Source organism: Ensifer sp. BR816 (assembly GCF_000378985.1).
GTDB lineage: Bacteria > Pseudomonadota > Alphaproteobacteria > Rhizobiales > Rhizobiaceae > Sinorhizobium.
In genome coordinates this window covers 4,086,857-4,101,185 of sequence record NZ_KB905370.1, presented here as the reverse complement: position 1 = coordinate 4,101,185, position 14,329 = coordinate 4,086,857, and the positions used below count along the sequence as shown (strand labels likewise).

Sequence of the window (14,329 nt, the reverse complement as noted above, 5' to 3'; positions counted from 1 at the left end):
TTAATTGGGAGAGACAGCCATGTTGTCGCGCACCGACGCGAGGGCGGAAGGATCGAAGATCCCTGCACACCGCCTGCGGCTCACCGACTTCGACCTGACCTTGCCGGCGCTCGGCCTGCTGGTCCTGTTCTTCGTCGTCCCTGTCGTCATCCTTCTGGCGCGCAGCGTCACGGAGCCCGCGCCGGGCCTCGGAAACTATGCCGAACTCTTGGGCTCCTCCACCTATCTCAGGATATTCGCAAATACCTTCATCGTTTCCGGCCTCGTCACGGTCGTGTCGCTGCTGATCGGCTTTCCCGTCGCCTGGGCGCTGGCCATCATGCCGAGCCGCCTCGCTTCGGTCGTCTTCGCCATCCTGCTCCTGTCGATGTGGACCAATCTTCTGGCACGCACCTATGCCTGGATGGTGCTGTTGCAGCGCACCGGCGTCATCAACAAGCTGTTGATCGGCATGGGCCTGATCGACAAGCCGCTTCCGCTCGTCAACAACCTGACCGGCGTGACGATCGGCATGACCTATATCATGCTGCCCTTCATCATCCTGCCGCTCTATGGGGTCATCCGGAAGATCGATCCGGCCATCCTGCAGGCGGCGGCGCTCTGCGGTGCCAACCGCTGGCAGGCGCTCGTGCGGGTTCTCCTGCCCTTGGCAATGCCCGGCATGGCGGCCGGGGCGTTGATGGTCTTCGTGATGTCGCTCGGCTATTTCGTCACTCCGGCGCTGCTCGGCGGAACGGCGAACATGATGCTTGCCGAACTCATCGCGCAGTTCGTCCAGTCCCTCGTCAATTGGGGCATGGGCGGCGCGGCGGCCCTGGTGCTGCTGGTCGTGACGCTGGCGCTCTATGCGGTGCAGCTTCGCTTCTTCGGCACAGACCGGATGGGAGGGCGCTGACATGCTCCTGAATTTCGACCGTCTCGGCTGGTGGAAGCTGGTCCTGATCGGCATCACGTTGCTGACAGCCGCCTTCCTGCTCCTGCCCATCCTGTTCATCGCGGCGCTGTCCTTCGGCTCGTCGCAATGGCTGATCTTTCCGCCGCCCGGCTGGACGCTCAAATGGTACCAGGAACTGCTTGCCGATCCGCGCTGGCTGGCGTCCGCCTGGACGAGCTTCCAGATCGCGATCATCGTCACGGTTCTTTCGGTGCTGCTCGGTCTCGTCACCTCCTTCGGGCTGACGCGCGGGCGCTTCATGTTCCGCGAGGCGCTGAAGGCGCTGTTCCTGACGCCGATGATCCTGCCCGTCGTCGTTCTCGCCGTGGCGCTCTACGCTTTCTTCCTGCAGATCGGCCTCAACGGCACGCTGACCGGCTTCGTCATTTCCCATCTGGTGCTGGCGCTGCCCTTCTCGATCCTGTCGATCACCAATGCGCTCGAAGGGTTCGACAAATCGATCGAGGACGCCGCCGTGCTGTGCGGCGCCTCCCCGTTGGAGGCGAAGATCCGCGTGACGCTGCCGGCGATCAGCCACGGCATCTTCTCGGCGGCGATCTTCTCGTTTCTCACGTCATGGGACGAAGTGGTGGTGGCGATCTTCATGGCGAGCCCGACGCTGCAGACACTTCCCGTCAAGGTCTGGGCGACCTTGCGGCAGGATCTGACGCCGGTCGTCGCCGCCGCCTCCACCCTTCTCATCCTGCTCACCGTGCTTTTGATGGTGCTCGTCGCCCTGGTTCGCAAAGGATTGAAATCATGAGCAAGCCCTTCCTGCAAATCCGCGGCATTCGCAAGGAATACGGTCCCGTAACCGCCGTTCACGACGTCAATCTCGATGTGGCGCAGGGGGAGTTCCTGACATTCCTCGGCCCTTCGGGATCGGGCAAGAGCACGACACTCTACATTATCGCCGGCTTCGAGAATCCGACGCGCGGCGACATTCTGCTCAACGGGGAAACGCTGCTGTCGACGCCGTCGCACAAGCGCAATATCGGCATGGTGTTCCAGCGCTACACGCTGTTTCCGCATCTCACCGTCGGCGAGAACATCGCCTTCCCGCTGAAGGTCCGGCGGCTGCCGAAGGCGGAGGTCGATGCCAAGGTGCGCGACATGCTGAAGCTCGTCCGGCTCGAAGGCTTCGAGGACCGCAAGCCGGCGCAGATGTCCGGCGGCCAGCAGCAGCGCGTCGCACTGGCGCGCGCGCTTGCCTACGATCCGCCTGTGTTGCTGATGGACGAGCCGCTTTCGGCGCTCGACAAGAAACTTCGCGAGGAGATCCAGCACGAGATCCGCCGCATCCACCAGCAGACGGAAGTGACGATCCTCTATGTCACCCACGACCAGGAGGAAGCGCTCAGGCTCTCCGACCGGATCGCCGTCTTTTCGAAGGGGGTGATCGACCAGATCGGCACCGGGCCGGAACTCTACGCCAATCCGGCGACCCGTTTCGTCGCCGAATTCATCGGCGACAGCGATTTCCTACCCTGCGATCTGGTGGCGGCGGCCGATGGCAGGGCGGAAATCGCGCTCGCCGGCACGACGGTCATCCCGAACGTACCGGTGCATGGCAAGCCGGTCGCCGGCGGCAAGGCGGCACTGATGCTGCGGCCGGAACGCTTGCGCCTGATGCGATCGGCGCCGGGCGGCTCGATTGCCCTCCCGGTCAAGGTCAGCGACATCACCTTTCTCGGCAACAACATCCACGTCGCGACCGAGACCGCCAGGGGCGACGCGCTGGCCGTCCGCCTTCCGTTCGGCCACGAGGCGATTTCCAGCCTCAACCGGGGCGACAGCGTCTGGCTCGGCTTCGACCCGGCGACGGCGCACGTCTTCTGCTGAAGCGGCGGAAGGCTCGGAAATGCGGGCGACAAATCCCCAGATTGGCGCCCTGCTTCGCTAATCTTCAGACAGTTCCTCCGCTGTGGCTGCGACTGGTGCATTGCCCAAGGAATTATCCGCATATTTGAAGGCAAGTATGCTGATGACCGAGGCGATGATGGCGAACAGGACGAGACGCATGGAGGTTTCCCGGGATCGTTGCATTGCCTAGCAACTCACCCGGAGACCTCGTTGTTCCAGCGCGAAATTTCCTCACCGGTAGTTGGTGGGAACCAGTGCCGCCCTGGCCGGCGGCGCCTCCACCTCCGTTCGGTCGACAGCAAGGATGCTCATCACCAGAGAGATGAGGACGAGTATCAGCGCCATGAATGCGATGCCTGCCTTATCCATGCCCCATCATGGTCGCGGGAATGCGAGCAAAGCGGGGCGTCAGCGGCAAAGATTTTCACCGGTGCCCAACATGGTTAAGTTTGTCTGAAATAAGGTAGATCTTCCTCACCTTGCGAGAAGCCGCTGCCTTGATGATCTGCGGGCATAGAATCCACCATATTTTTTCCAGCCTAAGCGCAGCCGTGGTGCGAGAATCAGCTGAACGTTGCATTGACGAATTGGCGGAGCCGATAGCGACGCAACTTTCGGCAAGCCATCCGGCCCCTACCACGTCAGCCTAGCTCGCCAGCGACATAGTGGGGAACCAACTGCGGCGATAGACAAGCATTGGTTGCCAAGCTACTGCTTACAAACGTCCCTGGGGCGGTCGTACGTGAAGAAGTTCCTATCATTAATAATAACAATTTCAATTTGCGGTTTTACTGGATATCTAATCGCGCAAATGGAAGTTGGTGGCTTTTCGCTGGGTGGGAATAAGGATCCTGTCGCGGAGGCGATGGAGAGTCTCGCTGCTCGTGATCCTATGAACCATGCGGTTCTCGCAGATCACATGGAAGAAGCGCGGGTAATATTTGACGAGGCTCTTGAGACGCGTGACTGGGAAGCCGGCCGAAAGGCAATTTCAGCTCTGGTTTTGAAGTATGGGCTCCCGCGACTTGCGCGTGCCAGCGATGCGTCAGCAACCAGAGTGCTGGAAACGGCAAGCGATTTGATCGCGATTCTATCCGCCAATTACCCCGAAGGCTGCAAGAACTTTGCAAATGGAGACGTGCCGAGCATGGCTTTGGCCCACCCAGAGGTAAGTGAGAAATTCAAACTATATTCTGAGGCTAGGCGCCTCGCATACGAAGATGGGAAGTCTCGCGATCAGGTTGCTACGTTGTCAGAGGCCGATATCGTTAAACTGATTACGGATAGACTAGGAATGTCGGAAAGCGACGGGGTTATACTACAGAAGCCGGATCAGTTTTCCGGCGAGCAGATATGCCCGGTGCTTCTGAAGCTATATGGCGTTTCTCCGATACCGGAGGTGCAGAGAGGTCCGTACGCGAGAACACTTATCTCATCGGAATAAGGGCGGGCAAGCCTTCCTACGGGGAGCATCGTCCTGAGCGCAAATGCTTGAGATACGGCTAAGGCGACCCGGTTACCCCGCTCTTGCGTCTTGCTGCTCCGCCAGCAGCGCCTCGGCGATTGCCGCGGCATTCTTGACATGCACATTGGCCGCCTCATAGGCCGCCGCGCCGTCGCCGGCCTTGATCGCGTCGATGATCTTCTGCATCTGGGCCGGCCCCTGCTTGTCGCGGTCGGGCGTCTTGATCGTCATGGACCGCAGATGATTGATTCGAGCGGTAATCGAGTTGACGATCCCCCAGGCGACGTGACGGCCGGAATTCTCGAAAAGCGTCCGATAGAAATCCGTCGTCGCGCCGAGGACGCCGGGAAGTTCATTGGCGGCGTAGGCGGTCCGGATGCGTGCGAGGATCCGCTCGAGCTCGGCCACCACCCGAGGGTCCTGCTGTTCGGCACAGGCCTTCGCCGCGATCCCTTCCAACACGCCTCTGATCTCGTAAATCTGCCGCGCCTCTTCCGGCGTTGTCTCGGCGACGATCGGGCCGCGGTTCGGCAGGATGGCGACAAGCCCTTCCGATTCCAGATGGCGCAGCACCTCGCGGACGATCGTCCGGCTGACGCCGAGCTGATCGCAAAGATCGCGCTCGACAAGCCTATCGCCCGCCTTGAAATGCATGTTGACGATTGCGTCGCGCATCTTTTCCAGAGCAAGCTCGCGAAGGGTCTTCTCCGGACGGAGAACCCGCATCGGCTGTTCGGACATGCTCATGGAACGCTCCCTTCTGCCAGCAGCTGTGGCAATGCGCGATTTCGGTCGGTGCAACGCGATACGACAGAGCAACTGCATATTATGGGATGCCATAATATCATCGCGCATTGCTTCTGTCAGCAGGGAACACGCCATCGTGCATCCGGAAAGCGGAATACTGAAGACCCCGCTGCCGGCCGAAGGGGACATTCGCAAAAGCTGCTCGTACCCGAGCCTGGTGGCAGGCTCCGCTCAACCGGCCGAAAGCGACTGGATGAGCGCGGTGATGTAGCCGTAGCAAAAGGCGAAGGCGACGCCGGTCGGGTCGCGGCCGCTGATCGTCGGGACGTGGTCGGGCATCACCATATATCGGTATCCGACCTCGTGATAGATCTTCAGCGAGCGCACCATGTCCATGTCGCCCTCGTCGGGAAAGGTCTCCATGAAGGAAAGCTTGCCGCCGCTGATATTGCGGAAGTGCAGGTTGAAGATTTTGCCGCGGCTGCCGAACCAGCGGATGATCTCGTCGATCTCCTCGCGCGGATTGCCGAGCATCTCGCCGATCGAGCCCTGGCAGAAGTTCAGGCCGTGATAGGGGCTCTCGCGCATCAGCACGAATTTCTTGAGGCCCTCGACGGTGCCGAGAACACGCGTGACGCCGCGATAGCCGGGCGGCGTGTAGGGGTCGTGCGGATGGCAGGCGATGCGCACGCGGTTGCTCGTCGCAACCGGCACCACCCGTTCCAGGAAATAGTCGATGCGCTCCCAGTTCTCGTCTTCCGACAGCACGCCGGCGAGCCCGGGCGCGGCGTTCTGGTCGACCCGCTCCCAGCGAAACGCTTCGTTCATCGAGCCGCCGCGGCCCCGTTCCATCTCGGTCCGCGGAATGCCGATCAGGTTGAGATTGTACTTGGCCGACGGAATGCCGGCGCGGGCGCAGTTCTCGATCATCCGGCAGACCGCGTCGATCTGGCGATCGCGCTCCGGTCCCGCCAGCAGAATATCGGGAAAGGAGGCTTTCTCGATCGGTTTCGAGGGCAGGGGAAGCTGGATCATGTCGAGCACCAGGCCGAAACTCTCGACATGGTCGCGATGCCGTTCCAAAACTTCCAGCGTCCAGCTCGCCGGATCGCCCGGCGGATCGGCTGAGATATTCTTGACGCCAAGCTGGGCGTAGACCCGGTAATCCTCGTCGTCACGCGCAGCGACCTGCGTTCCTACATACATGGACAGCTCCTTCCCGAATGTTTCCGGCCCATGTCATATGACATAATATGAATTTTGGGGATGTGTCGAGCGGATTATTGTTCGGCGAGGCGTCGATAGCGACGCTGGCTGGCGATGATGTGCTTGCGCATCGCTTGTCTGGCGCGCTCGGGATCCTGCTCCGCAATGGCTGCAAGAATCTCGACATGCTCCGCGTAGACGCCAAGCAGATAGGCCTTGTCGGCGGCTTCCGGCAGCGTCGTGAATTGGCTGCGGGGAATGGCACGCGGTCCGAATTGGCGCATCACATCGAGATAGAACCGGTTGTTGGTAGCCGCGGCGATGGCCATGTGGAACTCGAAATCGGCCTCGACCGTCGGCTTTCCCTCTTCGATGAACTGCGCCATTTTCTTATTGGCGGCAGCGATCGCCGCTTCCTGTTCGGCGGTTCTGCGATAAGCGGCAATCGCCGCGGCCTCGCTCTCGGTCGCCAGCCGGAATTCAAGGAGTTCAAGGGTTTCGGGGATGCTTCTTATCTCCACCGGCGTCAAGGTGAAGCGCTGGCTTGCTTTCGGGTCGCTGACAAAAACACCCTTGCCCTGGACGGGGCGGACATAGCCCGCGGCGCGCAGGTCGGCGATCGCTTCGCGCACCACCGTACGGCTCACGCCGAAGTTCGCCTCCAGTTGCGGCTCGGTCGGCAATTGGTCGCCTTCCTTCAATCGGCCAGCGTCGATCTGCCGGCGCAGCTCGTCGATCACCTGTTGCGCCAGTCTCTGTCTTCCGCCGTTCATCGTCGCCTCGTGAGTGTGCCGTGCTTTTCGGGATCTCGCCCGGAAAGTGCTTGCCAATGTCGTCGAATGTCGCTAAGTCATAATACGACATGGAATGACATAATACGTCTTCTACTATAAGTCAGGGAGGAGTTTCAATGAAGCATTTTTCGAAGGGGCTCGCCGCAGGGGTCGCGGCAATCGTCCTGAGCTTTGCAGCGCCGGGCGCAAACGCTGCTACGCCCGACGACCAATTGGTCATCGGCACCTCGCTCGCGCAGGTCCTGTCTCTCGATCCGCAGCAGGCGACCGAGGCGAAGGCCATCGAGATCATGTCCAACCTCTACGATCGGCTGGTGAAGACGGCAGACCGCAAGATCGCGCCGCAGCTCGCCGAAAGCTGGGAGATCGATGAAAAGGGCATCACCTTCCATCTGCGCGAGGCGACGTTTGCCTCCGGCAACCCGGTCACGGCCGACGATGTCGTCTATTCGCTCGCCCGGCTGCTTAAGCTCGATCAGGCCTCGGCCGCCAATTTCAAGCGCATCGGCTACACGGCCGACAATGTCGACAAGCTTGTCAAAGCGGTCGACCCAAGAACCGTGCGCATCGACCTTTCCGGCGAAACCACGGCGGAGCTGCTGCTCTACCGGCTGGCGATGTGCGTCGCGAGCGTCGTCGACAGCGTCGAGGTCAAGAAGCACGTCCAGGACAATGACTACGGCAACGCCTGGCTGCGCACCAACTCGGCAGGCTCCGGCCCCTTCACGCTGAAGCGCTGGACGCCGAACGAGATGGTCATCATCGAGGCGAACGACGCGTATGCCGGTGGTGCACCGCACATGCGCCGCGTCATCGTCCGGCACGTGCCGGAAAGCCAGGTGGCGCGCCTGATGCTCGAGCGCAACGATATCGATATCGCCAGCGCGCTGAGCGCGGCCGACCTGAAGATCTTCGAGGCCCAGCAAGGTTTCGAGGTCCAGCGGGTGCCGACTGGCGGCTTCTATGTTCTGTCGATGAATGCCGGCAACCAATATCTCGCCAATCCAAAGGTGCGCGAGGCGATCGCCTACAGCATCGACTACAAGGGCATCGAGCAGACGATCATGGGGCCCTATGGCCGGGTCCGCAACGTGCCGGTGCCTGAAGACTATGAATACGCCATCCCCAATCCGGACTGGCACTTCGATGCGGCAAAGGCCAAGGCGCTGCTGGCGGAAGCGGGATATCCCAACGGCTTTTCGCTGACGCTGAAGACGATCGCGCAGACGCCGCGCATCGACCTTGCGACCGCCATCCAGGGTTCGCTCGGCCAGGTCGGGATCAAGATCGACATCCAGCAGGGCAACGGTTCGGACATCATCGCCGATCACCGTGCGCGCAATTTCGACCTGCTCATGCCCCAGACCGGCGCCTATATGCCGAACGTGCTCGGCTCCATGGAACAGTTCTCCAGCAACCCGGACAATTCCAAGGAAGCCAATAATGCCGGCAATTTCGTCTGGCGCTCGGCCTGGGACATTCCTGAACTGACGGCGCTGACCGCCAAGGCCTCGCTCGAGCCGGACGCGAAGAAGCGCGGCGAGATCTATGTCGAGATGCAGGAAAAATTCGTGGAGCAGAAGCCGGCCGTGCTGCCGCTTTTCGAACGCTTCGAGCCGATCGTCGTCAATGCGCGCGTCAAGGACTATGTCGGTCATCCCAATCAGCTGACGCGGCTCGAAGGCGTCACCAAAGCGTCCGATTAAGGGCGGCGTCGGGACACGGTCATGAAGGAACTTACCGCAAGCGAGCTGGCTCGGCGCGTCCTCCACCTCGTCGTCAGCCTGTTCATCCTGCTCTCGGTCACTTTCGTCATTGGCCGTGTCCTCCCGGCCGATCCGGTAGGCGCCATCGTCGGCGAGCTGGCGGACCCCGCCGCCTATGAGGCGATGCGGGCGCGGCTCGGCCTCGACCTGCCGATCTACCAGCAGTTCGTCATCTACCTGCAAGGCCTGTTCCGGGGCGATTTCGGCCAAGCCATCCTCACCGGCAACTCGGTCGCCAGCGACATGCTGCAGGCCTTTCCGGCAACCTTCGAGCTGGCGACGCTGTCGATCATCATCTCGGCCGTCGTCGGCGTCCCGCTGGGCCTCGCGGCCGCGCTGTTCCGGGACAGCTTCATCGACAAGTTCGCCCGCGTCGTGGCTCTCGTCGGCCACTCCATTCCGGTCTTCTGGTTCGGCATCGTCGGGCTGGTGATCTTCTATGCGGCTCTCAACTGGGTCGGCGGACCGGGCCGGATCGATGTCTTCTACGAAGGCATGGTCGAGCCGGTCACCGGCATGATGCTCGTCGACAGTCTTCTTGCCGGCGAAACCGAGATCTTCTGGAACGCGCTCTCGCACATCATCCTGCCGGCCGCCATCCTCGCCTATATGGCCATGGCCTATATCACCCGCATGACCCGCAGCTTCACGCTGGAGCAGCTCAGCCAGGACTATGTGATCGCGGCGCGTGCCAAGGGGGCGGGGCCGGCGCGCACCGTCGCCCATCACGTGCTGCCGAACATCGCCGTCCAGTTGATCACCGTGCTTGCGATTTCCTACGGCAATCTGCTCGAGGGAGCGGTGGTGACCGAGATCGTCTTCTCCTGGCCGGGGATCGGCCAATACATGACGAACGCCCTGATGATCGGCGACATGAATGCGGTGCTCGCGGCAACGATCATCGTCGGCTTCGTGTTCATGCTGCTCAACTTCATTGCGGACATTGCCTATGCGATCCTCGATCCGCGGACCCGGGAGGCGGCGCGATGAGTGATGCTATCCGGACCGATTCCGAAATGCTGCAGTCGCCAGGTCTCACGGAACGCATGCTTTCGGCGCTCCGCCGCGCGGCCGGCAAGCTTGCCGAGGAGCCGCTCGGCCTAGCCGGCTTCGCGATCATCGTCTTGCTCCTGCTGGTCGCCGCCTTCGCGCCGCTGATCGCCCCCTATGACCCGACCGCCCAAGCGCTGTCGAACGCGCTGCAGCCGCCGAGCTTCACGCATCTCGCCGGTACGGACGAGTTCGGGCGCGACATCTTCAGCCGGCTCCTCTATGGCTCGCGCATCACCATCCAGACGATCTTCTTCGTCTCGATCATCGTCGGCCCGATCGGGCTCGTCATCGGCGTCGTCTCCGGCTTCTTCGGCGGGCGCACCGACGCAATCCTGATGCGCGCCACCGACATCGTGCTTTCCTTCCCGTCGCTGATCCTGGCGCTTGCCTTCGCGGCGGCGCTGGGTGCCAGCCTTTCGACGGCGATCATCGCCATTTCGCTGACCGCCTGGCCGCCGATCGCCCGTCTTGCCCGGGCCGAGGCGCTCGTGGTCCGCAATGCGGACTATGTCGCCGCCGCCCGGCTCTATGGCGCAAGCCGGCTTCGCATCCTCTTCCTCTACATCGCCCCGATGTGCGTCCCCTCGGTCATCGTGCGCCTGACGCTCAACATGGCCGGCATCATCCTGACGGCCGCGTCGCTCGGCTTCCTCGGCCTCGGCGCCCAGCCGCCGGCGCCGGAATGGGGCGCGATGATCTCGAGCGGCCGCAAGTTCATGCTCGACTATTGGTGGGTGGCGGTCATGCCCGGCATCGCCATCCTGCTGACCAGCCTCGCCTTCAACATCGTCGGAGACACGCTCCGCGACATCATGGACCCACGCCATGCAAGATCGTGACGCCTCGCCGATCCTCTCCGTCCGTGACCTGAACGTTCGTTTCGGCCGAAACACGATCGCCGCGATCACCGACGTCAGTTTCGATATCGGCCGCGAGCGCGTTGGCATCGTCGGCGAATCCGGCTCCGGCAAGTCGACGACAGGCCGGGCGATCATGCGGCTCTTGCCGCCCAAGGCCGCGGTGACCGCGCGGACGATGGCCTTCTGCGGCGAGGAGATCCTCGGCAGGTCGCAGCGGCAGATGGACAGGCTGCGTGGGCAGGAAATGGCGCTGATCATGCAGGATCCGCGCTATTCCCTGAACCCCGTCCTGACGATCGGCAAGCAGATCGCCGAATCCGCTTCGCTACATCTCGGTCTAAAGGGCAAGGAGGCCCTCAAGGCCGCGCGCGACATGCTCGTTCGGGTGCGGATCAGCGATCCGGACCGGGTGATGGGGCAGTATCCGCACCAGATCTCCGGCGGCATGGGCCAGCGCGCGATGATCGCCATGATGCTGATCGCCCGGCCGAAACTGGTTATTGCCGACGAACCGACCTCGGCGCTGGACGTCAGCGTCCGCAAGGACGTTCTCAATCTGCTCGACGAGCTGGTGCGCGAGAACAATTCCGGCCTCATCCTCATCAGCCACGACATCCGCATGGTTGCGAGCTTCTGCGACAGGATCATCGTCATGTATCGCGGCCGGATCGTCGAGGAGCTGACCAGCCTGGACATGGCGCAGCATTCCTATACGCGGGCCCTCATCGCGGCCATGCCGGATGCGCGTCATCCGGTGCGGCGGCTTGCCGTCATGGACCGCCTGGCGCTCGAAAACATCGGGGAGACAGTGGCGTGATCAGGGTCGAGAATCTCGATGTCGCCTTCCGCCACGGCCAGAGCAGCCATCACGTCGTGCGGGAGGTCAGCCTGTCGGTGGCGCGGGGCGAGACGCTCGGCATCGTCGGCGAGTCCGGATGCGGCAAATCCACGCTCCTGCGGTCGCTGGCCGGCCTCGAAGGCGGCTGGACGGGGCGCATCTGGTTCGATGGGCGTGAAGTCGGGAAGGTCCGCGGCCGTGAGGAACTCAAGCTGGCGCAGATGGTGTTTCAGGATCCTTACGGTTCGCTCCATCCGCGCCACCGGATCGGCACCGCGCTCGCCGAGCCCTTGAGGGCGATGGCTTATCGCGACGATCGCCAGAGGGTGCTGCAGGCCCTGCGGCAGGTGGGCCTGCCGGCCGATTTCGCCAATCGCTTCCCGCACGAGCTCTCGGGTGGCCAGCGGCAGCGCGTCGCGATCGCCCGTGCGCTGATCCTCTCCCCTCCGATCCTGCTGCTCGACGAGCCGACCTCCGCCCTCGACGTTTCGATCCAGGCCGAGGTCCTCAACCTTCTGGCCGACCAGCGTGAAGAGCGGAACCTCACATTCGTGCTGGTCAGCCACGACCTCGCCGTCGTCGCCCATATGTGCGATCGGGTGCTGGTGATGAAGGATGGCGCGTTCGTCGACGAGCTGACGAAGGACGACCTGCATCGCGGTGTCGCCCATGACGGCTATGCACGCGAGCTGTTCGAAGCGAGCTTTCTCTAAGCGCAACGATCCCTGAGATTTGGCCGTCGCATGCAAGGCTGGTCGGATCGTCGACGAGTGCCCGGCTTGGCGATCTGTGGCCGGCGAACGGCTGCCTCGGCTTTTCTTTCACCTGTGATCTCCCCCGCGACGGGCAGCAATGTCGCTCGCGGGTTTCCTACTGCCGATCGAGGGCCTGCTGATATGCTCATTGACTCATTATACCAGTTCGTCTATCGCTTCTTCAACGACATGCGGGAGATGCAGATGACTTCGATTGCCTTATTGGGCGCCGGCGGGAAAATGGGCTGCCGGCTGGCCAGGAACCTCAAGGGTTCGCGCTTCGACGTGCGCCATGTCGAGGTGAGCGAAATCGGCAAGGCGCGCCTGACAAAGGAGCTCGGGATCGAGGCCGTTTCCCTCGACACCGCCCTCGACGGTGCGGAGGTCGTGATCCTTGCGGTGCCGGACACGGCGATCGGCAAGGTGGCGGCCGGCATCGTCGACAGGCTGCAGCCCGGCACGATGCTCGTCGTTCTCGATGCGGCCGCACCCTTTGCCGGCCACCTGCCGCGGCGCGACGACCTCACCTATTTCGTCACCCATCCCTGCCATCCGCCGATCTTCAACGACGAGACGGAGCTTGCGGCGCGCAAGGATCATTTCGGCGGCATCGCCGCCAAGCAGCACATCGTGTCGGCGCTGATGCAGGGACCGGAGGCGGACTACGCCAAGGGCGAGGAGATCGCCAGGATCATCTGGGCGCCGGTGATGCGCTCGCATCGCGTCAGCGTCGAGCAGATGGCCCTGCTCGAGCCCGGCCTGTCGGAAACGGTCTGCGCGTCGCTGCTCGTCGTCATGCGCGAGGCGATGGACGAATGCGTCGCCCGCGGCGTGCCGAAAGAGGCGGCGCGCGATTTCCTGCTCGGCCACATGAACGTGCTCGGCGCCGTGATCTTCGAAGAGGTCGAGGGCGTCTTCTCGGATGCCTGCAACAAGGCGATCGAGTTCGGCAAGCCGATGCTGATGCGCGACGACTGGAAGCGCGTCTTCGAGCCGCAGGAAATCGCCGACAGCATCCGTCGCATCACCTGATGCGAGAAAACCGGAGGGCATGGGGCAGCTCCGGTCGTTTTCAACCTGGGAGGAGAGAAGAGATGAAACTGACACGCAGAATGACCATGGCCGCCTTTGCGGCCTTCCTGGCGGCGGGCTCCGCCATCCCCGCCTACGCGGCCGATCTCATCGCGATCATCACGCCGTCGCATGACAACCCGTTCTTCAAGGCCGAGGCGGTCGGTGCCGAGGCCAAGGCCAAGGAACTCGGCTACGAGACCCTCGTGCTCGTGCATGACGACGACGCCAACAAGCAATCGCAGCTGATCGATACGGCGATCGGCCGCGGCGCCAAGGCAATCATCCTCGACAATGCCGGTTCGGAAGCCTCGATTGCCGCCGTGCAGAAGGCCAAGGACGCGGGCGTGCCGTCCTTCCTGATCGACCGCGAAATCAACGCCACCGGCGTTGCCGTGTCGCAGATCGTTTCCAACAACTACCAGGGTGCGCAGCTCGGCGCCGAGGAATTCGTCAAGCTGATGGGCGAATCCGGCAACTATGTCGAACTGCTCGGCCGCGAATCCGATCTCAACGCCGGCATCCGCTCGAAGGGCTATCACGACGTCATCGACGAATATACCGAGCTGAAGATGGTGGCGCAGCAGTCGGCGAACTGGAGCCAGACCGAGGCCTACAGCAAGATGGAGACCATCCTGCAGGCCAATCCGGACATCAAGGGCGTCATCTCCGGCAACGACACCATGGCCATGGGCGCAATCGCCGCCCTGCAGGCCGCCGGTCGCAAGGACGTCATCGTCGTCGGATTCGACGGTTCCAACGACGTGCGCGACTCGATCAAGTCCGGCGGCATCAAGGCGACGGTGCTGCAGCCGGCTTACGCTCAGGCACAGATGGCGGTCCAGCAGGCGCATGATTTCATCACCACCGGCAAGAAGCCGGCGGAAGAAAAGCAGCTGATGGATTGCGTGCTGATCAACAGCGAAAACGCCGACCAGCTCGAGACCTTCGCGCTTACCAACTGATCGTCGTTCCGG

General features: G+C 62.6%; 16 protein-coding genes. 11 read left to right on the top strand and 5 right to left on the bottom strand.

All coding sequences use genetic code 11. The features are described from left to right. Positions 1-19: 19 nt before the first annotated feature. From RHIBR816_RS0119685 to RHIBR816_RS0119675, 3 genes are read left to right on the top strand one after another with little or no spacing between them, the layout of a single operon-like run. The gene (locus RHIBR816_RS0119685) at positions 20-895 is read left to right on the top strand and encodes an ABC transporter permease (RefSeq protein ID WP_018238306.1); all 876 of its coding nucleotides are present in this window, start codon (positions 20-22) and stop codon (positions 893-895) included. A 1-nt stretch (position 896) separates the two neighbouring features. Then, on the top strand, positions 897-1,697 hold the full coding sequence (locus tag RHIBR816_RS0119680; RefSeq protein WP_018238305.1) for an ABC transporter permease: 801 nt from the start codon (positions 897-899) through the stop codon (positions 1,695-1,697). Then, a complete protein-coding gene (locus RHIBR816_RS0119675; RefSeq protein WP_018238304.1) occupies positions 1,694-2,776 on the top strand; it encodes an ABC transporter ATP-binding protein in 1,083 nt (360 codons plus the stop codon). The genes RHIBR816_RS0119680 and RHIBR816_RS0119675 overlap by 4 nt, the downstream gene beginning before the upstream one ends. 57 nt (positions 2,777-2,833) lie before the next feature. On the opposite strand, the gene RHIBR816_RS38895 is transcribed toward RHIBR816_RS0119675, so the two are convergent. After that, positions 2,834-2,956: a hypothetical protein gene (locus RHIBR816_RS38895; RefSeq protein ID WP_018238303.1), complete on the bottom strand. Its 123-nt coding sequence runs from the start codon at positions 2,954-2,956 to the stop codon at positions 2,834-2,836. Positions 2,957-3,028: 72 nt separating this feature from the next. Beyond that, on the bottom strand, positions 3,029-3,166 hold the full coding sequence (locus RHIBR816_RS37180) for a hypothetical protein (protein ID WP_018238302.1): 138 nt from the start codon (positions 3,164-3,166) through the stop codon (positions 3,029-3,031). A 373-nt stretch (positions 3,167-3,539) separates the two neighbouring features. On the opposite strand from RHIBR816_RS37180, the gene RHIBR816_RS0119660 reads away from it, so the two are divergent. Then, on the top strand, positions 3,540-4,241 hold the full coding sequence (locus tag RHIBR816_RS0119660) for a hypothetical protein (RefSeq protein WP_157628212.1): 702 nt from the start codon (positions 3,540-3,542) through the stop codon (positions 4,239-4,241). A gap of 72 nt (positions 4,242-4,313) precedes the next feature. Here the strand turns inward: RHIBR816_RS0119660 and RHIBR816_RS0119655 are convergent, their stop codons facing one another. From RHIBR816_RS0119655 to RHIBR816_RS0119645, 3 genes are all read right to left on the bottom strand, one after another. After that, positions 4,314-5,009: a GntR family transcriptional regulator gene (locus RHIBR816_RS0119655; protein ID WP_018238300.1), complete on the bottom strand. Its 696-nt coding sequence runs from the start codon at positions 5,007-5,009 to the stop codon at positions 4,314-4,316. A 231-nt stretch (positions 5,010-5,240) separates the two neighbouring features. Next, the gene (locus RHIBR816_RS0119650; protein ID WP_018238299.1) at positions 5,241-6,215 is read right to left on the bottom strand and encodes a mannonate dehydratase; all 975 of its coding nucleotides are present in this window, start codon (positions 6,213-6,215) and stop codon (positions 5,241-5,243) included. A gap of 74 nt (positions 6,216-6,289) precedes the next feature. Then, on the bottom strand, positions 6,290-6,988 hold the full coding sequence (locus RHIBR816_RS0119645; RefSeq protein ID WP_018238298.1) for a FadR/GntR family transcriptional regulator: 699 nt from the start codon (positions 6,986-6,988) through the stop codon (positions 6,290-6,292). Positions 6,989-7,125: 137 nt separating this feature from the next. Between RHIBR816_RS0119645 and RHIBR816_RS0119640 the strand changes: the two genes are divergently transcribed. From RHIBR816_RS0119640 to RHIBR816_RS0119610, 7 genes are all read left to right on the top strand, one after another. Beyond that, entirely contained in the window at positions 7,126-8,715 is a 1,590-nt protein-coding gene (locus tag RHIBR816_RS0119640) for an ABC transporter substrate-binding protein (protein ID WP_018238297.1), read from the top strand. 21 nt (positions 8,716-8,736) lie between these two features. Then, positions 8,737-9,765, top strand: coding sequence for an ABC transporter permease (locus tag RHIBR816_RS0119635; protein ID WP_018238296.1), 1,029 nt, complete (start codon positions 8,737-8,739; stop codon positions 9,763-9,765). 26 nt (positions 9,766-9,791) lie between these two features. Then, a complete protein-coding gene (locus RHIBR816_RS0119630) occupies positions 9,792-10,667 on the top strand; it encodes an ABC transporter permease (RefSeq protein ID WP_371259072.1) in 876 nt (291 codons plus the stop codon). Further along, the gene (locus RHIBR816_RS0119625) at positions 10,654-11,505 is read left to right on the top strand and encodes an ABC transporter ATP-binding protein (RefSeq protein ID WP_018238294.1); all 852 of its coding nucleotides are present in this window, start codon (positions 10,654-10,656) and stop codon (positions 11,503-11,505) included. The genes RHIBR816_RS0119630 and RHIBR816_RS0119625 overlap by 14 nt, the downstream gene beginning before the upstream one ends. Beyond that, entirely contained in the window at positions 11,502-12,239 is a 738-nt protein-coding gene (locus RHIBR816_RS0119620) for an ABC transporter ATP-binding protein (protein WP_018238293.1), read from the top strand. Before RHIBR816_RS0119625 ends, RHIBR816_RS0119620 begins: the two co-directional genes overlap by 4 nt. Positions 12,240-12,485: 246 nt before the next feature. Next, positions 12,486-13,313, top strand: coding sequence for a phosphogluconate dehydrogenase C-terminal domain-containing protein (locus RHIBR816_RS0119615; protein WP_026187208.1), 828 nt, complete (start codon positions 12,486-12,488; stop codon positions 13,311-13,313). A 62-nt stretch (positions 13,314-13,375) separates the two neighbouring features. Continuing rightward, complete coding sequence (locus tag RHIBR816_RS0119610) at positions 13,376-14,317, top strand: D-ribose ABC transporter substrate-binding protein (protein WP_026187207.1); 942 nt, start codon at positions 13,376-13,378, stop codon at positions 14,315-14,317. Positions 14,318-14,329: the final 12 nt, after the last annotated feature.